At 62.7% G+C, this 13,612-nt stretch carries 17 protein-coding genes; 9 read left to right on the forward strand and 8 right to left on the reverse strand.

Annotation, left to right across the window (positions count from 1 at the left end; translation table 11 throughout):
• Positions 1–368: 368 nt before the first annotated feature.
• The 3 genes from HUK72_RS12360 to HUK72_RS12370 all read right to left on the reverse strand — a co-directional run bounded on the left by HUK72_RS12360 (position 369) and on the right by HUK72_RS12370 (position 4,284).
• Positions 369–1,715: a PepSY domain-containing protein gene (locus HUK72_RS12360; RefSeq protein WP_176597037.1), complete on the reverse strand. Its 1,347-nt coding sequence runs from the start codon at positions 1,713–1,715 to the stop codon at positions 369–371.
• Positions 1,709–3,730: a TonB-dependent receptor gene (locus HUK72_RS12365; protein ID WP_176597038.1), complete on the reverse strand. Its 2,022-nt coding sequence runs from the start codon at positions 3,728–3,730 to the stop codon at positions 1,709–1,711. The genes HUK72_RS12360 and HUK72_RS12365 overlap by 7 nt, the downstream gene beginning before the upstream one ends.
• Positions 3,731–3,882: 152 nt before the next feature.
• Positions 3,883–4,284 carry a hypothetical protein gene (locus HUK72_RS12370; RefSeq protein ID WP_336950723.1) on the reverse strand — a complete coding sequence of 134 codons (402 nt, stop codon included), beginning with the start codon at positions 4,282–4,284 and terminating at the stop codon, positions 3,883–3,885.
• Positions 4,285–4,521: 237 nt separating this feature from the next.
• On the opposite strand from HUK72_RS12370, the gene HUK72_RS12375 reads away from it, so the two are divergent.
• Positions 4,522–5,154, forward strand: a complete 633-nt coding sequence (locus tag HUK72_RS12375; protein ID WP_336950776.1) for a tyrosine-type recombinase/integrase — start codon at positions 4,522–4,524, stop codon at positions 5,152–5,154.
• A 234-nt stretch (positions 5,155–5,388) separates the two neighbouring features.
• On the opposite strand, the gene HUK72_RS12380 is transcribed toward HUK72_RS12375, so the two are convergent.
• Positions 5,389–5,619 (reverse strand): hypothetical protein, encoded by a 231-nt coding sequence (locus HUK72_RS12380; protein WP_007683852.1) that lies wholly within the window; start codon positions 5,617–5,619, stop codon positions 5,389–5,391.
• A 260-nt stretch (positions 5,620–5,879) separates the two neighbouring features.
• Between HUK72_RS12380 and HUK72_RS12385 the strand changes: the two genes are divergently transcribed.
• The 3 genes from HUK72_RS12385 to HUK72_RS12395 all read left to right on the forward strand — a co-directional run bounded on the left by HUK72_RS12385 (position 5,880) and on the right by HUK72_RS12395 (position 7,436).
• The gene (locus HUK72_RS12385) at positions 5,880–6,353 is read left to right on the forward strand and encodes an Hsp20 family protein (protein ID WP_066562012.1); all 474 of its coding nucleotides are present in this window, start codon (positions 5,880–5,882) and stop codon (positions 6,351–6,353) included.
• Positions 6,354–6,454: 101 nt separating this feature from the next.
• Positions 6,455–6,970, forward strand: coding sequence for an Hsp20/alpha crystallin family protein (locus tag HUK72_RS12390; RefSeq protein ID WP_066560384.1), 516 nt, complete (start codon positions 6,455–6,457; stop codon positions 6,968–6,970).
• Positions 6,954–7,436 (forward strand): NADH dehydrogenase ubiquinone Fe-S protein 4, encoded by a 483-nt coding sequence (locus HUK72_RS12395; protein ID WP_176597040.1) that lies wholly within the window; start codon positions 6,954–6,956, stop codon positions 7,434–7,436. Before HUK72_RS12390 ends, HUK72_RS12395 begins: the two co-directional genes overlap by 17 nt.
• 108 nt (positions 7,437–7,544) lie before the next feature.
• Here HUK72_RS12395 and HUK72_RS12400 read toward each other — a convergent pair whose 3' ends face one another.
• Genes HUK72_RS12400 through HUK72_RS12410 form a run of 3 tightly spaced genes read right to left on the reverse strand, consistent with a single transcriptional unit; the run spans position 7,545 to position 8,364 of the window.
• Positions 7,545–7,865, reverse strand: a complete 321-nt coding sequence (locus HUK72_RS12400) for a hypothetical protein (RefSeq protein WP_255325682.1) — start codon at positions 7,863–7,865, stop codon at positions 7,545–7,547.
• The gene (locus HUK72_RS12405; protein ID WP_176597041.1) at positions 7,862–8,131 is read right to left on the reverse strand and encodes an usg protein; all 270 of its coding nucleotides are present in this window, start codon (positions 8,129–8,131) and stop codon (positions 7,862–7,864) included. The genes HUK72_RS12400 and HUK72_RS12405 overlap by 4 nt, the downstream gene beginning before the upstream one ends.
• Positions 8,128–8,364: a hypothetical protein gene (locus tag HUK72_RS12410; RefSeq protein ID WP_066560376.1), complete on the reverse strand. Its 237-nt coding sequence runs from the start codon at positions 8,362–8,364 to the stop codon at positions 8,128–8,130. The genes HUK72_RS12405 and HUK72_RS12410 overlap by 4 nt, the downstream gene beginning before the upstream one ends.
• Before the next feature lie 272 nt (positions 8,365–8,636).
• Here HUK72_RS12410 and groES point away from each other — a divergent pair, with 272 nt between their 5' ends.
• Genes groES through HUK72_RS12425 form a run of 3 tightly spaced genes read left to right on the forward strand, consistent with a single transcriptional unit; the run spans position 8,637 to position 10,874 of the window.
• On the forward strand, positions 8,637–8,951 hold the full coding sequence (gene groES / locus HUK72_RS12415) for a co-chaperone GroES (RefSeq protein WP_087576271.1): 315 nt from the start codon (positions 8,637–8,639) through the stop codon (positions 8,949–8,951).
• Positions 8,952–9,006: 55 nt separating this feature from the next.
• A complete protein-coding gene (gene groL / locus HUK72_RS12420) occupies positions 9,007–10,632 on the forward strand; it encodes a chaperonin GroEL (RefSeq protein ID WP_176597042.1) in 1,626 nt (541 codons plus the stop codon).
• 56 nt (positions 10,633–10,688) lie between these two features.
• Positions 10,689–10,874, forward strand: coding sequence for a YdcH family protein (locus HUK72_RS12425; protein WP_066560368.1), 186 nt, complete (start codon positions 10,689–10,691; stop codon positions 10,872–10,874).
• 419 nt (positions 10,875–11,293) lie between these two features.
• Here HUK72_RS12425 and HUK72_RS12430 read toward each other — a convergent pair whose 3' ends face one another.
• Positions 11,294–11,920, reverse strand: coding sequence for a carboxymuconolactone decarboxylase family protein (locus tag HUK72_RS12430; RefSeq protein WP_255325683.1), 627 nt, complete (start codon positions 11,918–11,920; stop codon positions 11,294–11,296).
• A gap of 87 nt (positions 11,921–12,007) precedes the next feature.
• On the opposite strand from HUK72_RS12430, the gene HUK72_RS12435 reads away from it, so the two are divergent.
• A complete protein-coding gene (locus HUK72_RS12435; RefSeq protein WP_176597043.1) occupies positions 12,008–12,448 on the forward strand; it encodes a hypothetical protein in 441 nt (146 codons plus the stop codon).
• Entirely contained in the window at positions 12,438–13,337 is a 900-nt protein-coding gene (locus HUK72_RS12440; RefSeq protein WP_176597044.1) for a sigma-70 family RNA polymerase sigma factor, read from the forward strand. The genes HUK72_RS12435 and HUK72_RS12440 overlap by 11 nt, the downstream gene beginning before the upstream one ends.
• Positions 13,338–13,612 lie beyond the last annotated feature (275 nt).

A 13,612-nucleotide genomic window follows, 5' to 3' on the forward strand; every position in this document is an offset into this window, starting at 1 on the left:
GCGGAATTAAGGGAGCGGTTCCGCACAGCCGGTGGCAGCGCCGCGCGCTCAGCCAGTCGAACGAGAGGCAAGATCGGCCGCCTCGCCTCGATGCGCATCCGGGGCTTTCTTCCGAATAGCGGTCGACAAGCTGCTCGGCATGGCCGCGCGTTAGGACGGTGAATCGACGGGTTGCTCCATCGTGTCGACGATACGATGGTGATAATTCGACGCCTTCAAACGTCCGGCCTCGTTGAATTGACCGCCTCCGTTAAAAGCGGAAAGCGCAGGGCACGACGAGAGGAATTGGTCGCCTGACGCCGAAGTTGATCGACGCGTCTTGGCAGCGGGCCGCGCGGTCGCGGCGCGCACGGCGCAGCACCCGGCGTTCAGCTCTGCAGAGCGGTGGGAGGCCGCCAAGCGCGACAGACGAGCTGGTCGATAGACAGCAGGACGAGCAGCGATACGCCGAACAAAGGAAGCAGCAGCGCCAGACCGATCAGCACCGCGATCATCCACGGCCTGCCTCCGCCTGCCGCCGCAGGCGGCGCGCCGATGCTATCTTGCGGACGGCGTTTCAGCCACATCACTGCGCCGAGAATGCTGATCGTCACCAATGCGATGGCGGTGAAAACGCCGATCAACTGGTTCAGCCAGCCGAACAACTGCCCTTCGTGCCAGGCTACGCCGGTGTTCACGATCCGGTCGAGCATATGCTGGTCGGCGAACCCGCGCCTTCCGTTCTCGGCGCCGGTGATCGGATCATAGGTAACCTGTCGTCCGAGCCAGCGGTTCTGCGCCTCGGACTTAGCAGTCCACTCATTGCCGGTCGGCGGACCGAAGCGTTGCGGCGCATGCGGCGGCAGCACCAGCGCCGGAAAAGCGAGGTGCTGGTCCCGAGCCTTTGCGACGAACACCGACAGCGGCAATCCGGTCGCTTGCGGGACTAACGGCATCGCCATTGGCATGACAGAATGGTGCCCGGCATGGCCGCCATCGACGCCGATCTTCCAGTCCTCCGGCCCCTTGACCAGGCCCAGCTCGGTCCGCGCCCATTTGAACGCGCTTCCCCAAGCGCCTGCCCAAGGAAGGCCGCTCGCGAGCATGACCAGCACCAGTCCTGCGATCCAGAACCCGGTGACGCGGTGGATGTCCTTCAACAGTGGCCGGCCCCTCAGCGACAGGCGCGGCCACAGCGAGCCCGCGAATTGGAAGGGGCGCGGCCACCAGAGATAGAGGCCGGTCAGGATCATGACGATCGTCCAGCTCGCCGCCAGTTCGACGAGCCAGTCGCCCCAAGTGCCGATCAGCAGAGACCCGTGGATGCGCGCGACCGTTTCCGAAATCTTGGCGTTCGGATCGCGGCTGCCCAGCACCTGGCCCTGCGGTGAGACGAAGACGTCGCGTTGCGCGCCATTGGGCGCGATCACATGGATCACCGCGGCATCGCCTGGCCGCTCGGGCAGGCGGTAATAGTTGAACCGCATGTTCGGGGTCGCGGAAAGCGCTGCCGCCAGTTGTCTGTCGGGCGACACGGCCTCCGACATGGCAAGCCCCTGATAAGCCCGCTCTTCCCAACGGTCGATCTGCGGCTTGAACAGGTAGATTGCGCCGGTGACCGAAAGGATCAGGATGAAGGGCAGGACGAACAGCCCGGCATAGAAATGCCAGCGCCAGATCGTGCGGTAGGCGCTGCTTGCCCCTCCAGCCGCTACCGTGCCGGCGCGGGTCACCATGTGAACCGTACACCGCCGAATACGGCGCGGCCGGTGCCGGGATTGAATATCTCCGAGCTGGCATTGGCGACGCCCGCGATAGCGACGGTCGCAATATAGTGCTTGTCCGTCAGGTTCCGGCCTTCGAGGTAGACTGACCAGCGCTTGCCGGTGTCGAACCCGACCTTTAGGTTCAGCAGCGCATAGGGATCGACGGTCAGCGTGTTGGCATTGTCCGCGAAATAATGCCCCGGCGCCCATTCGACATTGGGACCGGCGTAGAAGCCGCTGGCATGCTTGTAGAGCAGTTCGGCACGCAGATAGTGTTTGGGAATGCCTGGCAGCTCGTTGTTGCCGTAGTTCGGATCGCCGTCGAAGTTGAAGTCGCTATAGGTATAGGCGGCGGTCACCATGAGCTTGTCGCCCGATGCTGACAGGGGGAAGTCGACGGTCAACCCAGCCTCTATGCCCTGGTGAATGGTTCGGCCGGCATTGATGATCGAGCAGGCGCTGAACGGCCCAGTGGTCAAGCACTGGAGCTCGTCGCGGATCGCTGAGCGGTAGAACGAGACATCCCAGCCGACCATGCCGCTATGCCCGCGCGTGCCGATCTCGTAGGTTGTTGCGCGCTGTGGCTTGAGGTTCACGGCGGTGATCACGTTGGCGTCGTAGCTCGGCACTTCCGCGCTGCGCGATACATTGGCGAAGAGCTGCGCCTTCGAATTTATATCCCATAGGACGCCGAACTTCGGGCTCAACAGGCTGAAGTCCTTGCGCCCAGACTGATCGCCGTTGGACAGGAAGCGGTCGCGCCGGTCACGGACGGCATCGAGATATTGCACGCCCGCGATCAGCGAGAGCTGCGGCAGCACAAACAGCGAGTCCTCAGCGTAGAAGGACAGGTTGCGTGATTTGTCGATCATTGAGGCCGCGAGCGCGCCCTTGGTCGCGGCGACGTTGACATATTGGTTGGTGTCGATCGTCCCGTTGTGGAGATTGACGCCGGCGATCAACCGGTTCCGCATGCCTCCGATCGAACGATCGTCCACAATGCGCGCGAACGCGCCGTAATCGTCGACCGTGAAGTCCAGATACTGGAAAATCGGGTGGTCGACATGGCGCCAGTTGTAGAAGGCGCCGATCTCCAGCGCCGCATTGCCCAGGTCGAAGCTCGTCTTGTTCGATATCCGGACAGAATCGACGTTGCGCTGCTGATCTTGTGCCACCCACACCGGGTTGGCGGCGCGGGGTGTATTGAGTGCGGTCGCCTTGCTGACCTCGCCGGGAATGTGCTGGTTGGTGGTGGCTGCAGCCACGTAGAAGCGCGTCTCCACCTTCGGCGAGATGCGATAGCCGAGGTTGAAATTGCCACGAACAGCATTCCCGTTGCTATGGTCGCGGTATCCGTCGTTCGACCGCGCCGAGACCGTCGCGAACCAGTCGAGATCGCCCGACACGCCGCCTGTGCTCACCTGGCCTTTGATATAGCCAAAGCTGCCGCCATCGATCCGGGCGTCGAGCCGCGAAGCATCACGGCCGGTCGGGGTGACGAGGTTGATCGCGCCGCCGAGCGCATTGGAGCCAAAGCGCAGGGCATTGCCGCCGCGATACACCTCGACATAGCGGTAAGCGGTAGGGTCGATCTCGAAGAAATCCATGAGGCCGTCCGACGTGTTCATGGGAATACCATTGAGCAGCACACTGATGCCGCGAATACCGTAGGCACGCGAGAGCCCCGACCCCCGGATCGAGACGCGGGCGTCGTCGCCCATGCGTGTCTGAGTGATGACGCCGGGGACATAGCTCAATATGTCCTTGATGTGCTGGACCGGCGTGTTCTTGAACGCCGTGTCGGGCACGACCTCGACGCCGCCCGGCGTGCGCTGGATCGCGTCGGTCGCTTGTTCGATAGTCGGCGTGGCGGTGACGACGATATCGTCGGACCGTAGGCTTTCAGCGTCGCTCGGCGCGCGGTCCTGAGCGATAGCGGGGGTGGCGGCCAGACAGGCGGCCAGCGCGATAATGGATGTTTTCACTGTTCTTCCCTGAATCTCTTTATGCGCGGGCCGACGAGGTGTCGCTGCCCGACATGCGGCCGCGAGCGGCCGCCTCAATGCACATGCGCAGCGACGCCGGCGGAGGCGCTTCCAAACGCCCACACCAGCAGCCGCTTACGCGACGCGAGAAATCAGTGGAGAGGCGGCCCTCTCAGCGGCGGACGAAGATAGGGTGGCGCGATCGAAGCCGGCAGCGCCAACGGGCGCATGCCGAGCGCCAGCACGAAGAGGATCGCGGCCGCGAGCAGGAGCGGGTCAGCAGCCGCAAGCGATGGCGCGGATAGGCCCGTAAAGGCGCAGGGCTGTTCCGCCTTGCCCTTATGACTATCGCCGCCCGACTTATGCTCGAGACCGGGTATGGTGATAACCATCGTCTTCGGACCCATGCCCGAGCAGAGGCTGACCACGATATGACCGTTGGAGATCGTCGGCATGAACCCTGACGGCACGACGATCTTCATCAGCAGCGCGAGTGCGAGGACCGCGCAGGCAAAAGGCCTATTGGCAAGGACGAGGCGACGCAGCCGATGCACGAGGGATGCCCTTAGCGAGGACGGTCGGCGCTGTCATTTCATATCGCTCGATCCCTTCGCTGTCATTGGTGGCGACGCAACGCCCTTTCGCCGAATGGCGGCTATTCTCAGATCCGGACGTTCGCAGCGAGCAGAGCAAACGACTTTAGTTGATCGGCACGAGCCCCAAAGCAAGTCCTGCGCATCCTTGTCGGCAAGCGTTCTGCAGATTGCCAATGTGGCCATAGGAGAACGATCATCGAGATGCCTGAAACAGAACTCAACGCCACCAAGCGCCCGGTTTGGAATGCCGGCAGGACCGTGGGTGCAAAGCGGGCTCTGAAACCGAAGCAGATTTGGGAAATCCGTTTCTACCTCAATCAGCGCCGCCGCCTGCGAGATCGGGCGCTGTTCGATCTGGCGATCGACAGCAAACTTCGGGGCTGCGACCTGGTGCGGATGAAGATCGGTGACCTTGTCAGCGGAGGGCAGATCCGAACGCGGGCAATCGTAATGCAGCAGAAAACAGGCCGGACCGTTCAGTTCGAACTGCTGCCCGATGCTCGAACGAGCTTGCTGGCATGGCTCGAACGCCGGGGCGGCACGGTGGACGATTATGTGTTCCCGAGCCGATTTGATCATAATGGGCATCTCAGCACTCGCCAGTATGCTCGGCTTGTCGATGAATGGGTGACAGGGGTCGGTTTGATGCGAAGCGAGTATGGCACCCACTCGCTTCGCCGAACGAAGGCATCGATTATCTACCGGGCGACCGGCAATCTACGGGCTGTCCAGATCCTTCTCGGCCACAGCAAGATCGAGAATACGGTGCGCTATCTCGGGATAGACGTGGAGGACGCGCTAGCCCTTGCCGAAAACACCGAGATCTGAACCCTTCGGCGCCCGTTTGCGGTAGAGAGCCGGACACGGGCGCCTGGGACGAAGCCGCCATTCGCCATCCTGCCTTTGAATGGCGGGTTTCCGATGGCGCAGACGTTCGCGCCGCTCCTACAGTCAGCAGCACCCTCATCGCGGGTGATTGGCGGATCGTCCTTGCATCTGTCTCTGAAGTTCCAGCATCGTTCCCAGACCACCCGATATGACGTGGCCGCAAGGCGCAGCCAGCTAAGTGGCGCCTGCTTCGGCGGCAATAAGCATCCCATACCATTGTCCGGTAACGGTGCGGATCATTAACATCGGCCTATCGTCTGCCTCGGGCTGAAGCCGATAGCGGTCGTGATCTGCATTATTCTCGAGCCAATGCCGCGCCCAGGTCAGCGCTGCAAATTCGCTATCGAGGTCGCCGTTCTTTACCGCGATACTGCCGTTGTCCTCGCGCACTAACTTCCATTCCATAGCCTTGAACCTCCTTTCTCGGGCTGAATCGCCGGGTAAATTTGCGAAGCGAGATCAGGTTCCTACCCACTTACTGACGCCACGGTAGCGCAGTGTCCGCTCCCTGCTCATTTTTTTGGCCGAGACATCTTGAAAGCCGCGCGACTAAAATTAGCTCAATGATACCGGACGCCAAACCGGGTCCGGTTGGACATCGAGAGCGCCGGCTCATCGATACCGGCGCATCTCATGCCCAAATTGCTCAAATGGAGGATTTGGAGATGAGACCGAACTTTGATTTTACGCCCTATCGCCGATCTACGGTCGGTTTCGATCGCCTGTTCAACCTGCTCGAAGCGGGTGCGCGCGAGGACGATGGCTATCCGCCGTTCGACATCCAGAAGATCGACGACGACAATTTTCGTGTCACCGTCGCGGTCGCCGGCTTCAAGCCCGAGGATATCGAGATCGTCGCGCATCAGAACCTGCTCTCGGTGGCCGGCAAGCGTGCCGATGACGCCGACAAGGGCGAATACCTGCATCGCGGCATCGCGGCCCGGGCCTTCGAGCGGCGCTTCCAGCTCGCCGATTTCATCGAGGTCGGCAACGCGAACTTCGAGCACGGCCTCCTGTCGATCGAACTGACGCGCGTCGTGCCGGAGGCGATGAAGCCGCGTCGGATCGAGATCGGCGGCAATGCATCCGACAGCAAGCGACTGGACGAGGTGAAGGAAAAGGCGAGCGAGCCTGCCTGAACCGCGTCCACCGGCCTGCCGGCGCCGCCTCCCGCCCCCCCCCCCGCACGCGGCGTCCGGCAAGTTCAGCCCTTAGTCCAGCCAGAAAAGGAGATGTCATCATGGCTATTCGTGATCTCATTCCCTGGAGCCGGCAGGAAAACCGGCTGCCCGTTCCGGTGAGCGCCGAACGGGAAAGGGACCCCCATCCACTGCAGTCGCTCCACCGCGACGTGAACCGTCTCTTCGACGATGTCTTTCGCAACTTTGGCATGCCCGCCTTTGCCGGTTTCGACCGCATGTCGGGATGGCCGCACCTCGAGCTCGGCGAGACCGACAAGGAAATTCGCGTGACGGCGGAACTGCCGGGCCTCGACGAGAAGGACGTGGAGATCTTCGTCGAGGACGGCGCCTTGACCCTGCGCGGCGAAAAAAAGTCCGAAGTCGAGGACAAGGATCGCGGCTACTCGGAGCGCAGCTATGGCCGCTTCGAGCGCCGCATCGGCCTGCCCAAGGGCATCGAACACGACAGGGTCGCTGCCACTTTCAAGAACGGCGTGCTGACGGTGACTCTGCCGCGGTCGGAGGCGGCGGAACAAAGCGCCCGCCGAATTCCCGTCAATGGCGGCGCCCGTTGACGGCCGGGCCCGGACTTTCGAGTCCGGGCCTTCGGCTAACGACAATGTAGCGGTCGCCGTCGCGGGTGCGACCCCGTTTCCGCGCGGCGCGAAGGCCATCATCGAGCCGCTGGCCCCTGCGACAAACGGCGGCCGACGCCGCCAAAGTGCATGGCGGGTCAGGTTCGCCCAGCGCTGGGGCCAAGTTGCCGATCCGCTGATGGGTTGGACCGGCGGGGGCGATCCGCTCTCGACGATCGAGCTGCGCTTTCCCGACCGCGCGGCGGCCGAGCGATATTGTCAGAGGCAGGGTCTCATCTTCGAATGCCGGACGGCGCCATCGCTAGGGCAAATCCGACCGGCTATAATCGATGCCATGGGCCCTGCGCTTTGCTGCTGGCCCACGGGTCCGCATGCTCTGTGCTGCGGCAAGTTCCCCTGCGCTAGCACGGCCGCCAATGAGGAGGATGATCGCAGGTCTGCATAACCTGGGGCGCGCTTCAGGTAGGCGAGGATTGCACGCCAGAGCTTGCAGTGTGTGATGGACGCTCGTGTCGATGCCATGCCTGGTCGAGGGCGGTGAGCACGCGGTCGATCACCGCCGCGTTGCTCGCCGCCTTGGGCAGTTCGCGCACCGCGAATTGCTGCAGCGGACAAGGTCCTTCTTCGGCAAGCGCAGCTCGATCTGTTTGGTGGCCAGCATGTTCGACTCGATGCCCTCGGCGGCACGGCCACAAGCCAGCATGTGATCCAGCAGTCGCTTTCGTTGAGCAAAGGTCCAGCCCAGCGCTCGCAGTTCGCACGGCGAGATCGACACGAGCGCGATCGCGAACTCCATGATGTCGCTGAAGGGCAGGCGCACCGGCACGTCGTCCGGCTTCGGCTTGCGCCACCGCTTGAGAGACAAGCGCTTCACTGGATATCGATCACGCCATCGACCGCGCGCCACTCGGTAGGGCGGATCATCCCGTCATGCGAAATGCGCACCGAGTGGAGTGCGGCCTCGATCTCGCGCCGCCAATGCTCGAGAAACGCGAACAGCGCCGGAAAGTCGGGCGCGAGATCGTACTCCTGCCAAACGAATAGCTGCAGCAGCGAGGGCGCATCCGGGCGGTAGTAATGAATTTCTGCCGTCGTAAGCCGATGGCCCTCGAACTGCCTGATGAAATCCCGTCGGCTCATGGCGAAGCGCGGGGACCTTCCGCGGACCTGTCGATCGCATGCATGGCGGCAAGGATGTCATCAATCGGCACTGCCCGCCTGGCGCCGGGGGGCTTGCGCAGGTCGGGATGGTCGCGCACGGCGGAACGGTCGGACGCCCAGGATGCCAGAATTGCGCGCTTCACTTCCGGCTCCAGGCTCGGGTTGTGCGCAACGTCGAAGGGATGAAGATAACGGGAAAATGGCTGCGACATGGCTGTGCCTCCTTCCTTTGTGTCGCTCCTTTCTCATCTGCGGGCGCAGCGGCCCACGCCGCAAATTTTGGAACGCAGGCGAGTCGCGTCAAGAGGGAAAGTCGTACTGGAACAACTTGATAAGCTGGCGTTTGGCACTCATCGCCTCCGAGTGCCAAAAATTTTAGCTCGCCATCTTGACGCGAAAAATGACCTTTCCTAATTCCGCGTCACCTGTCGTTCGAAGGATCGGCAGGCCTATCACATCTCAGTTTTGCATCTGGAGGTTATGCATGCATTTCCGCCCCTTGCACGACCGTGTGGTCGTCCGCCGCATCGAAGCCGAGGAGAAGACCTCGGGCGGCATCATCATCCCCGACACCGCCAAGGAAAAGCCGCAGGAAGGCGAAGTGGTCGCCGTCGGCGCGGGACTGCGCGACGACAGCGGCAAGCTCGTTGAACTCGCCGTCAAAGCGGGCGACCGCGTGCTTTTCGGCAAATGGTCGGGGACCGAGGTCAAGATCGACGGCGAGGATCTGCTCATCATGAAGGAGAGCGACATCCTCGGCGTGATCGAGGCTGCGGCCCAACTCAAGCAGGCCGCCTGACAGCGACCTGCATCCTCTGACACTTGGAAGGATATCGAAGAAAGGAGACGAGGCAATGGCTGCCAAGGAAGTGAAGTTTGCGTCCGACGCGCGTGATCGCATGCTGCGCGGCGTGGATACGCTGGCCAACGCAGTGAAGGTGACCCTGGGCCCCAAAGGCCGCAATGTGGTCATCGAGAAATCGTTCGGCGCGCCGCGCATCACCAAGGATGGCGTCACCGTCGCCAAGGAAATCGAGCTCAAGGACAAGTTCGAAAACATGGGCGCGCAGATGCTGCGCGAAGTGGCCTCGAAGCAGAACGACAAGGCCGGCGACGGCACCACGACCGCGACCGTGCTCGCCCAGGCGATCGTGCGCGAGGGCTCGAAGGCGGTCTCTGCCGGCATGAACCCGATGGACCTGAAGCGCGGCATCGACCTCGCCGTCGGCGCCGTGGTCAAGGACCTTGAAGCCCATGCGCGCAAGGTCAGCGCCAACAGCGAGATCGCGCAGGTCGCGACCATCTCGGCGAACGGCGACGAGGAGGTCGGCCGGATCCTTGCCGACGCGATGGAGAAGGTCGGCAACGAGGGCGTGATCACGGTCGAAGAGGCCAAGAGCCTCGCGACCGAGCTCGAGACGGTCGAGGGCATGCAGTTCGACCGCGGCTATCTCTCGCCTTACTTCGTCACGAACACGGAGAAGCTCAAGGTCGAACTCGACGATCCCTACATCCTCTTCCACGAGAAGAAGCTCTCGAACCTGCAGGCGATGATCCCGCTGCTCGAGCAGGTCGTCCAGTCGGGCCGACCGCTGCTTATCATCGCCGAGGACGTCGAAGGCGAGGCGCTGGCGACGCTCGTCGTCAACAAGCTGCGCGGCGGCCTCAAAGTTGCGGCGGTCAAGGCGCCGGGCTTCGGCGATCGCCGCAAGGCGATGCTCGAGGACATCGCGATCCTCACCGCCGGCAATGTCGTGAGCGAGGAACTCGGCACCAAGCTCGAGAGCGTCACAATCGGCATGCTCGGCCGCGCCAAGAAGGTCATCATCGACAAGGACAACACCACCGTCGTCGATGGCGCTGGCGCGCGTTCGGACATCGATGCCCGCGTTGCGCAGATCAGGGCGCAGATCGAGACCACGACGAGCGATTACGACCGCGAGAAGCTGCAGGAGCGCGTGGCCAAGCTCGCGGGCGGTGTAGCGGTGATCCGCGTCGGCGGCGCGACCGAGGTCGAGGTCAAGGAGAAGAAGGACCGCGTCGACGACGCGCTCCACGCCACCCGCGCCGCGGTCGAGGAAGGTATCCTGCCCGGCGGCGGCATTCCGCTGCTGCGCGCTCTCAAGGCGCTCGACGGCCTCAAGGCCGCGAACGACGACCAGCAGTCGGGCATCGATATCGTGCGCCGGGCACTGCGCGCGCCGGCACGGCAGATTGCCGACAACGCCGGCGAGGACGGCGCCTTCATTGTCGGCAAGCTCCTGGAGAGCGAGGACTACAACTGGGGCTTCAACGCCGCCACCGGCCAGTATGAGGACCTGGTCGGCTCCGGCGTGATCGATCCCGCCAAGGTGGTCCGCACTGCGCTCCAGGATGCCGCTTCGGTGGCCTCGCTCCTGATCACGACCGAGGCGCTCGTCGCCGAAGCGCCCAAGGACGACAAGGGCGCCAAGGCCGCGATGCCCGAGATGGAGTACTGATACACGTAGGGCCCGGCTGGGGCCGGGCCCCATCATCGAACATGAGGAACTCGACGATGAACGACCACTATCTGCGCTACCTCGAGCGCGAACATGCGCGTCTCGATGCCGAAATTCGCGAAGAGGAGAAGCGTCTCCCTCCGCGCCATTTCCTGATCGGCCAGCTCAAGAAGCTGAAGCTGGCAGTCAAGGACCAGATGGCGGCCTGCTCGGGTCACGAGGAAGAGCGCGAAGCGGCTTGAGCGAATGTTCGGTGCGGACGATCCGCGCAGGTGCCCGCAACTTTACGGCTACGAGCTGTTGCCGGAAACCCGATGGCGCCCATCTGCGTTGCATTGTCGTCCGCCCCGTTCGGGGAAGCTCGCGAGGATGGACAGGGGAGCCCCGAGCCAGCCGGGGCTCCTTTCTCTGTTAGTAATAGGGCAGCCAAGGAACTTGGCAATGCACTGGCGCGTGACGAAACGGCTGCCTGCGGCTAGCGAGCATGGCTGGAACACATCATCGTCCAGGTGGAGAAGGCGCGTTTTTGCCAAACGGCTCCGCGCTGAGCGAATGGCTGGTTCTGACGGAAGCTGCCGTGCATAGCCCGATCGGCGAACGACGCATTTTGGTCGCCTGCTGCTAGAGGCGGGAGCAAGAATATGCGCCCGCCGCTGTATGCTCATGGCTTCGCTGCAACGGGAAGGCGGAAAGGGGCGCCGAGCCGATTAAAGGCGTTCATCGCCGCTATGACGAGCGTCAGGTCGACCAAATCCTTCGGCGCAAAAGCGGCAGCCGCAGCTGCGTAGGCCACGTCAGAAGCGTGGGTGGTGCTGAGGTTCGTCACTTCCTCTGCCCAGGCAAGCGCCGCGCGGTACTGATCGGAGAACAGGTGCGGCACCTCCGCCCAGACGGGGAGCAGCGCGACCTTGTCGACCGGCATGGTCCGAAGCAGGTCGCGCGTGTGCATGTCGATGCAATGGGCGCAGCCGTTGATCTGCGATACCCGAAGGAAAACGAGGTGGATTAGCTCCTCGGGAAGATCCGTCTTCTTCGTCACATAATGGTGAACCCCGAATAGCGCCTTAGCGCCCTCGGGCGCGATCTCGGACCAGTTCAAACGTTTCATTTCGGTCATGATGCTTTCCTCGTCACGGCGCCGGTTGTCGGCGCTCATCGGCATGACGAGACAGGCGGGCGCTCCGTGACATGGCGGCGCATATTTTTTCATTCCGCCATCGCCCCATGTCACACTGGCTGCGGCCATCTCGTCATGCAGGCAGACACCTTGCATGGGAGACATGGACATGCGTACTTTAGTGCCGAGCGCAGAGGCGAGGATTGCACCTACGCGCTTCGAACATTGGCTAGCCCCTCAATCTCCGGAGCGGGCGGCATGAACAGGAGCTTCCCCCTCGTCCTAGCCGCGGCGCTTGGCATCGGAGCCGCCGTCAATGGTCTTTTTATGCTGATCTCACCCGCCAACTGGTATTTCGCAGTGCCGGGTGTCACAACCACCGGCCCGTTCAACCAGCATTTCGTGCGGGACATAGGACTGATTTTCCTGTTGGTCGCGGTAGCGATGTTTTCGGGCGTAGCGCGGCCGGCGGCGCGCCTGCCGCTCTGGTCTGCCGCCGCGCTTTGGCTGGCGGGCCATGCGCTGTTCCACTTCTGGGAAGTGGCGGTGGGCATCTGCGGCACCGGTGCACTCGCCCAAGATTTTCCCGCGGTGACGCTACCGGCTATACTTACGGCCGGGCTTGCCCTGTGGGCATGGCGCGATACGGCGCATGAGAGCTGCCGACCGCGCTCTGTGGAGCACACGAATGCCGCATAGGGATGAATATCTCGTCGACTTCGAGGCGCAAAGGCCACGGTTGTTGCGCCTGGGGTACCGGATGCTCGGCTCTGTCAGCGAAGCGGAGGATATCGTTCAGGAGGCGTGGCTGCGCTGGTCGGCGAAAGTGGAAAGCGTCGATGCTCCGGCTGCTTATTTGACCCGCATCGTCACCCGCCTCTGCCTCGACCAGCTCAAGTCCGCCCGTACGCGCCGGGAGACCTATATCGGTGCTTGGTTGCCCGAGCCGCTGATGGGCACCACCGAGCCCGAAGAGACGATCGCCGACGAAGTGACGCTGACGCTGATGCTGGCAATGGAGCGGCTGTCCCCACTGGAGCGCGCCGCCTTCCTCCTCCACGACGTGTTTGGCGTGGCGCTGACAGATATCGCGACGACATTGGCACGCGAACCCGCGACGGTCCGCCAGCTTGCTTCGCGCGCCCGCAAACATGTGCAGAATGCGCGACCGCGTTTCACGGTGGAAGCGAGCGAGGCTGACCGGATCGCTCGGGCCTTCTTCACCGCGTCGCGCGACGGCGACACGGACACGCTGTCTGCGCTGCTTGCGCACGACATCGAGATCTATTCAGATGGCGGCGGCAAGGTGATCGCCTTTCGAAATATCGTTCGCGGCCTCGATCGAGCACTTCGCTTATTCGCTGGGCTGCGGCGCAAATATACTTCGATGCCGACGCTCCTGCGGACCGCGACGATCGACGGCCTGCCCGGTTATGTCAGTATCGATCGCGGCGATGTGCTCCAGACGACCGCGCTAGACGTGCGAGATGGGCGGATTGCGGCGATCTACATCGTGCGAAATCCTGACAAGTTACGTCATCTTGCGGCAGCTTTCGACACAAGCCGCCGCCAGCAACATAGCGTTTAATGTCTTGAAATGGGTCGAAAGCTGCCGAGCGAAGGTATTTCAACGATGCCTTCAAACGCGATAGCCGGTTGAGAAAGTGAACTTTTTTCTCAGGCGTGCAACACCGCGCAACCATGGGGGAAGGTACGAGACGAGGCAATTCGCGGAATCGCTGAAAATTTACGCATTTAGATCAGCGCTTTATCGATCAACTGCGACGGCAGGATGGTATTCGAACCCACGACACGAAGCAAGTATCCGGGACGCCATTGGTGGCCTCGTCTAATCCCGTTCTG

The organism is Sphingobium sp. 15-1, from assembly GCF_013375535.1.
Lineage (GTDB): Bacteria > Pseudomonadota > Alphaproteobacteria > Sphingomonadales > Sphingomonadaceae > Sphingobium > Sphingobium aromaticivastans.

Bases quoted from the DNA above. Each gene is read 5' to 3' on its own strand.
- HUK72_RS12360 (WP_176597037.1), bottom strand. From the start codon at position 1,715: ATGGTGACCCGCGCCGGCACGGTAGCGGCTGGAGGGGCAAGCAGCGCC.
- HUK72_RS12380 (WP_007683852.1), bottom strand. From the start codon at position 5,619: ATGGAATGGAAGTTAGTGCGCGAGGACAACGGCAGTATCGCGGTAAAG.
- HUK72_RS12385 (WP_066562012.1), top strand. From the start codon at position 5,880: ATGAGACCGAACTTTGATTTTACGCCCTATCGCCGATCTACGGTCGGT.
- HUK72_RS12390 (WP_066560384.1), top strand. From the start codon at position 6,455: ATGGCTATTCGTGATCTCATTCCCTGGAGCCGGCAGGAAAACCGGCTG.
- HUK72_RS12395 (WP_176597040.1), top strand. From the start codon at position 6,954: ATGGCGGCGCCCGTTGACGGCCGGGCCCGGACTTTCGAGTCCGGGCCT.
- HUK72_RS12405 (WP_176597041.1), bottom strand. From the start codon at position 8,131: ATGAGCCGACGGGATTTCATCAGGCAGTTCGAGGGCCATCGGCTTACG.
- HUK72_RS12410 (WP_066560376.1), bottom strand. From the start codon at position 8,364: ATGTCGCAGCCATTTTCCCGTTATCTTCATCCCTTCGACGTTGCGCAC.
- groES (WP_087576271.1), top strand. From the start codon at position 8,637: ATGCATTTCCGCCCCTTGCACGACCGTGTGGTCGTCCGCCGCATCGAA.
- groL (WP_176597042.1), top strand. From the start codon at position 9,007: ATGGCTGCCAAGGAAGTGAAGTTTGCGTCCGACGCGCGTGATCGCATG.
- HUK72_RS12425 (WP_066560368.1), top strand. From the start codon at position 10,689: ATGAACGACCACTATCTGCGCTACCTCGAGCGCGAACATGCGCGTCTC.
- HUK72_RS12430 (WP_255325683.1), bottom strand. From the start codon at position 11,920: ATGTCCATGTCTCCCATGCAAGGTGTCTGCCTGCATGACGAGATGGCC.
- HUK72_RS12435 (WP_176597043.1), top strand. From the start codon at position 12,008: ATGAACAGGAGCTTCCCCCTCGTCCTAGCCGCGGCGCTTGGCATCGGA.
- HUK72_RS12440 (WP_176597044.1), top strand. From the start codon at position 12,438: ATGCCGCATAGGGATGAATATCTCGTCGACTTCGAGGCGCAAAGGCCA.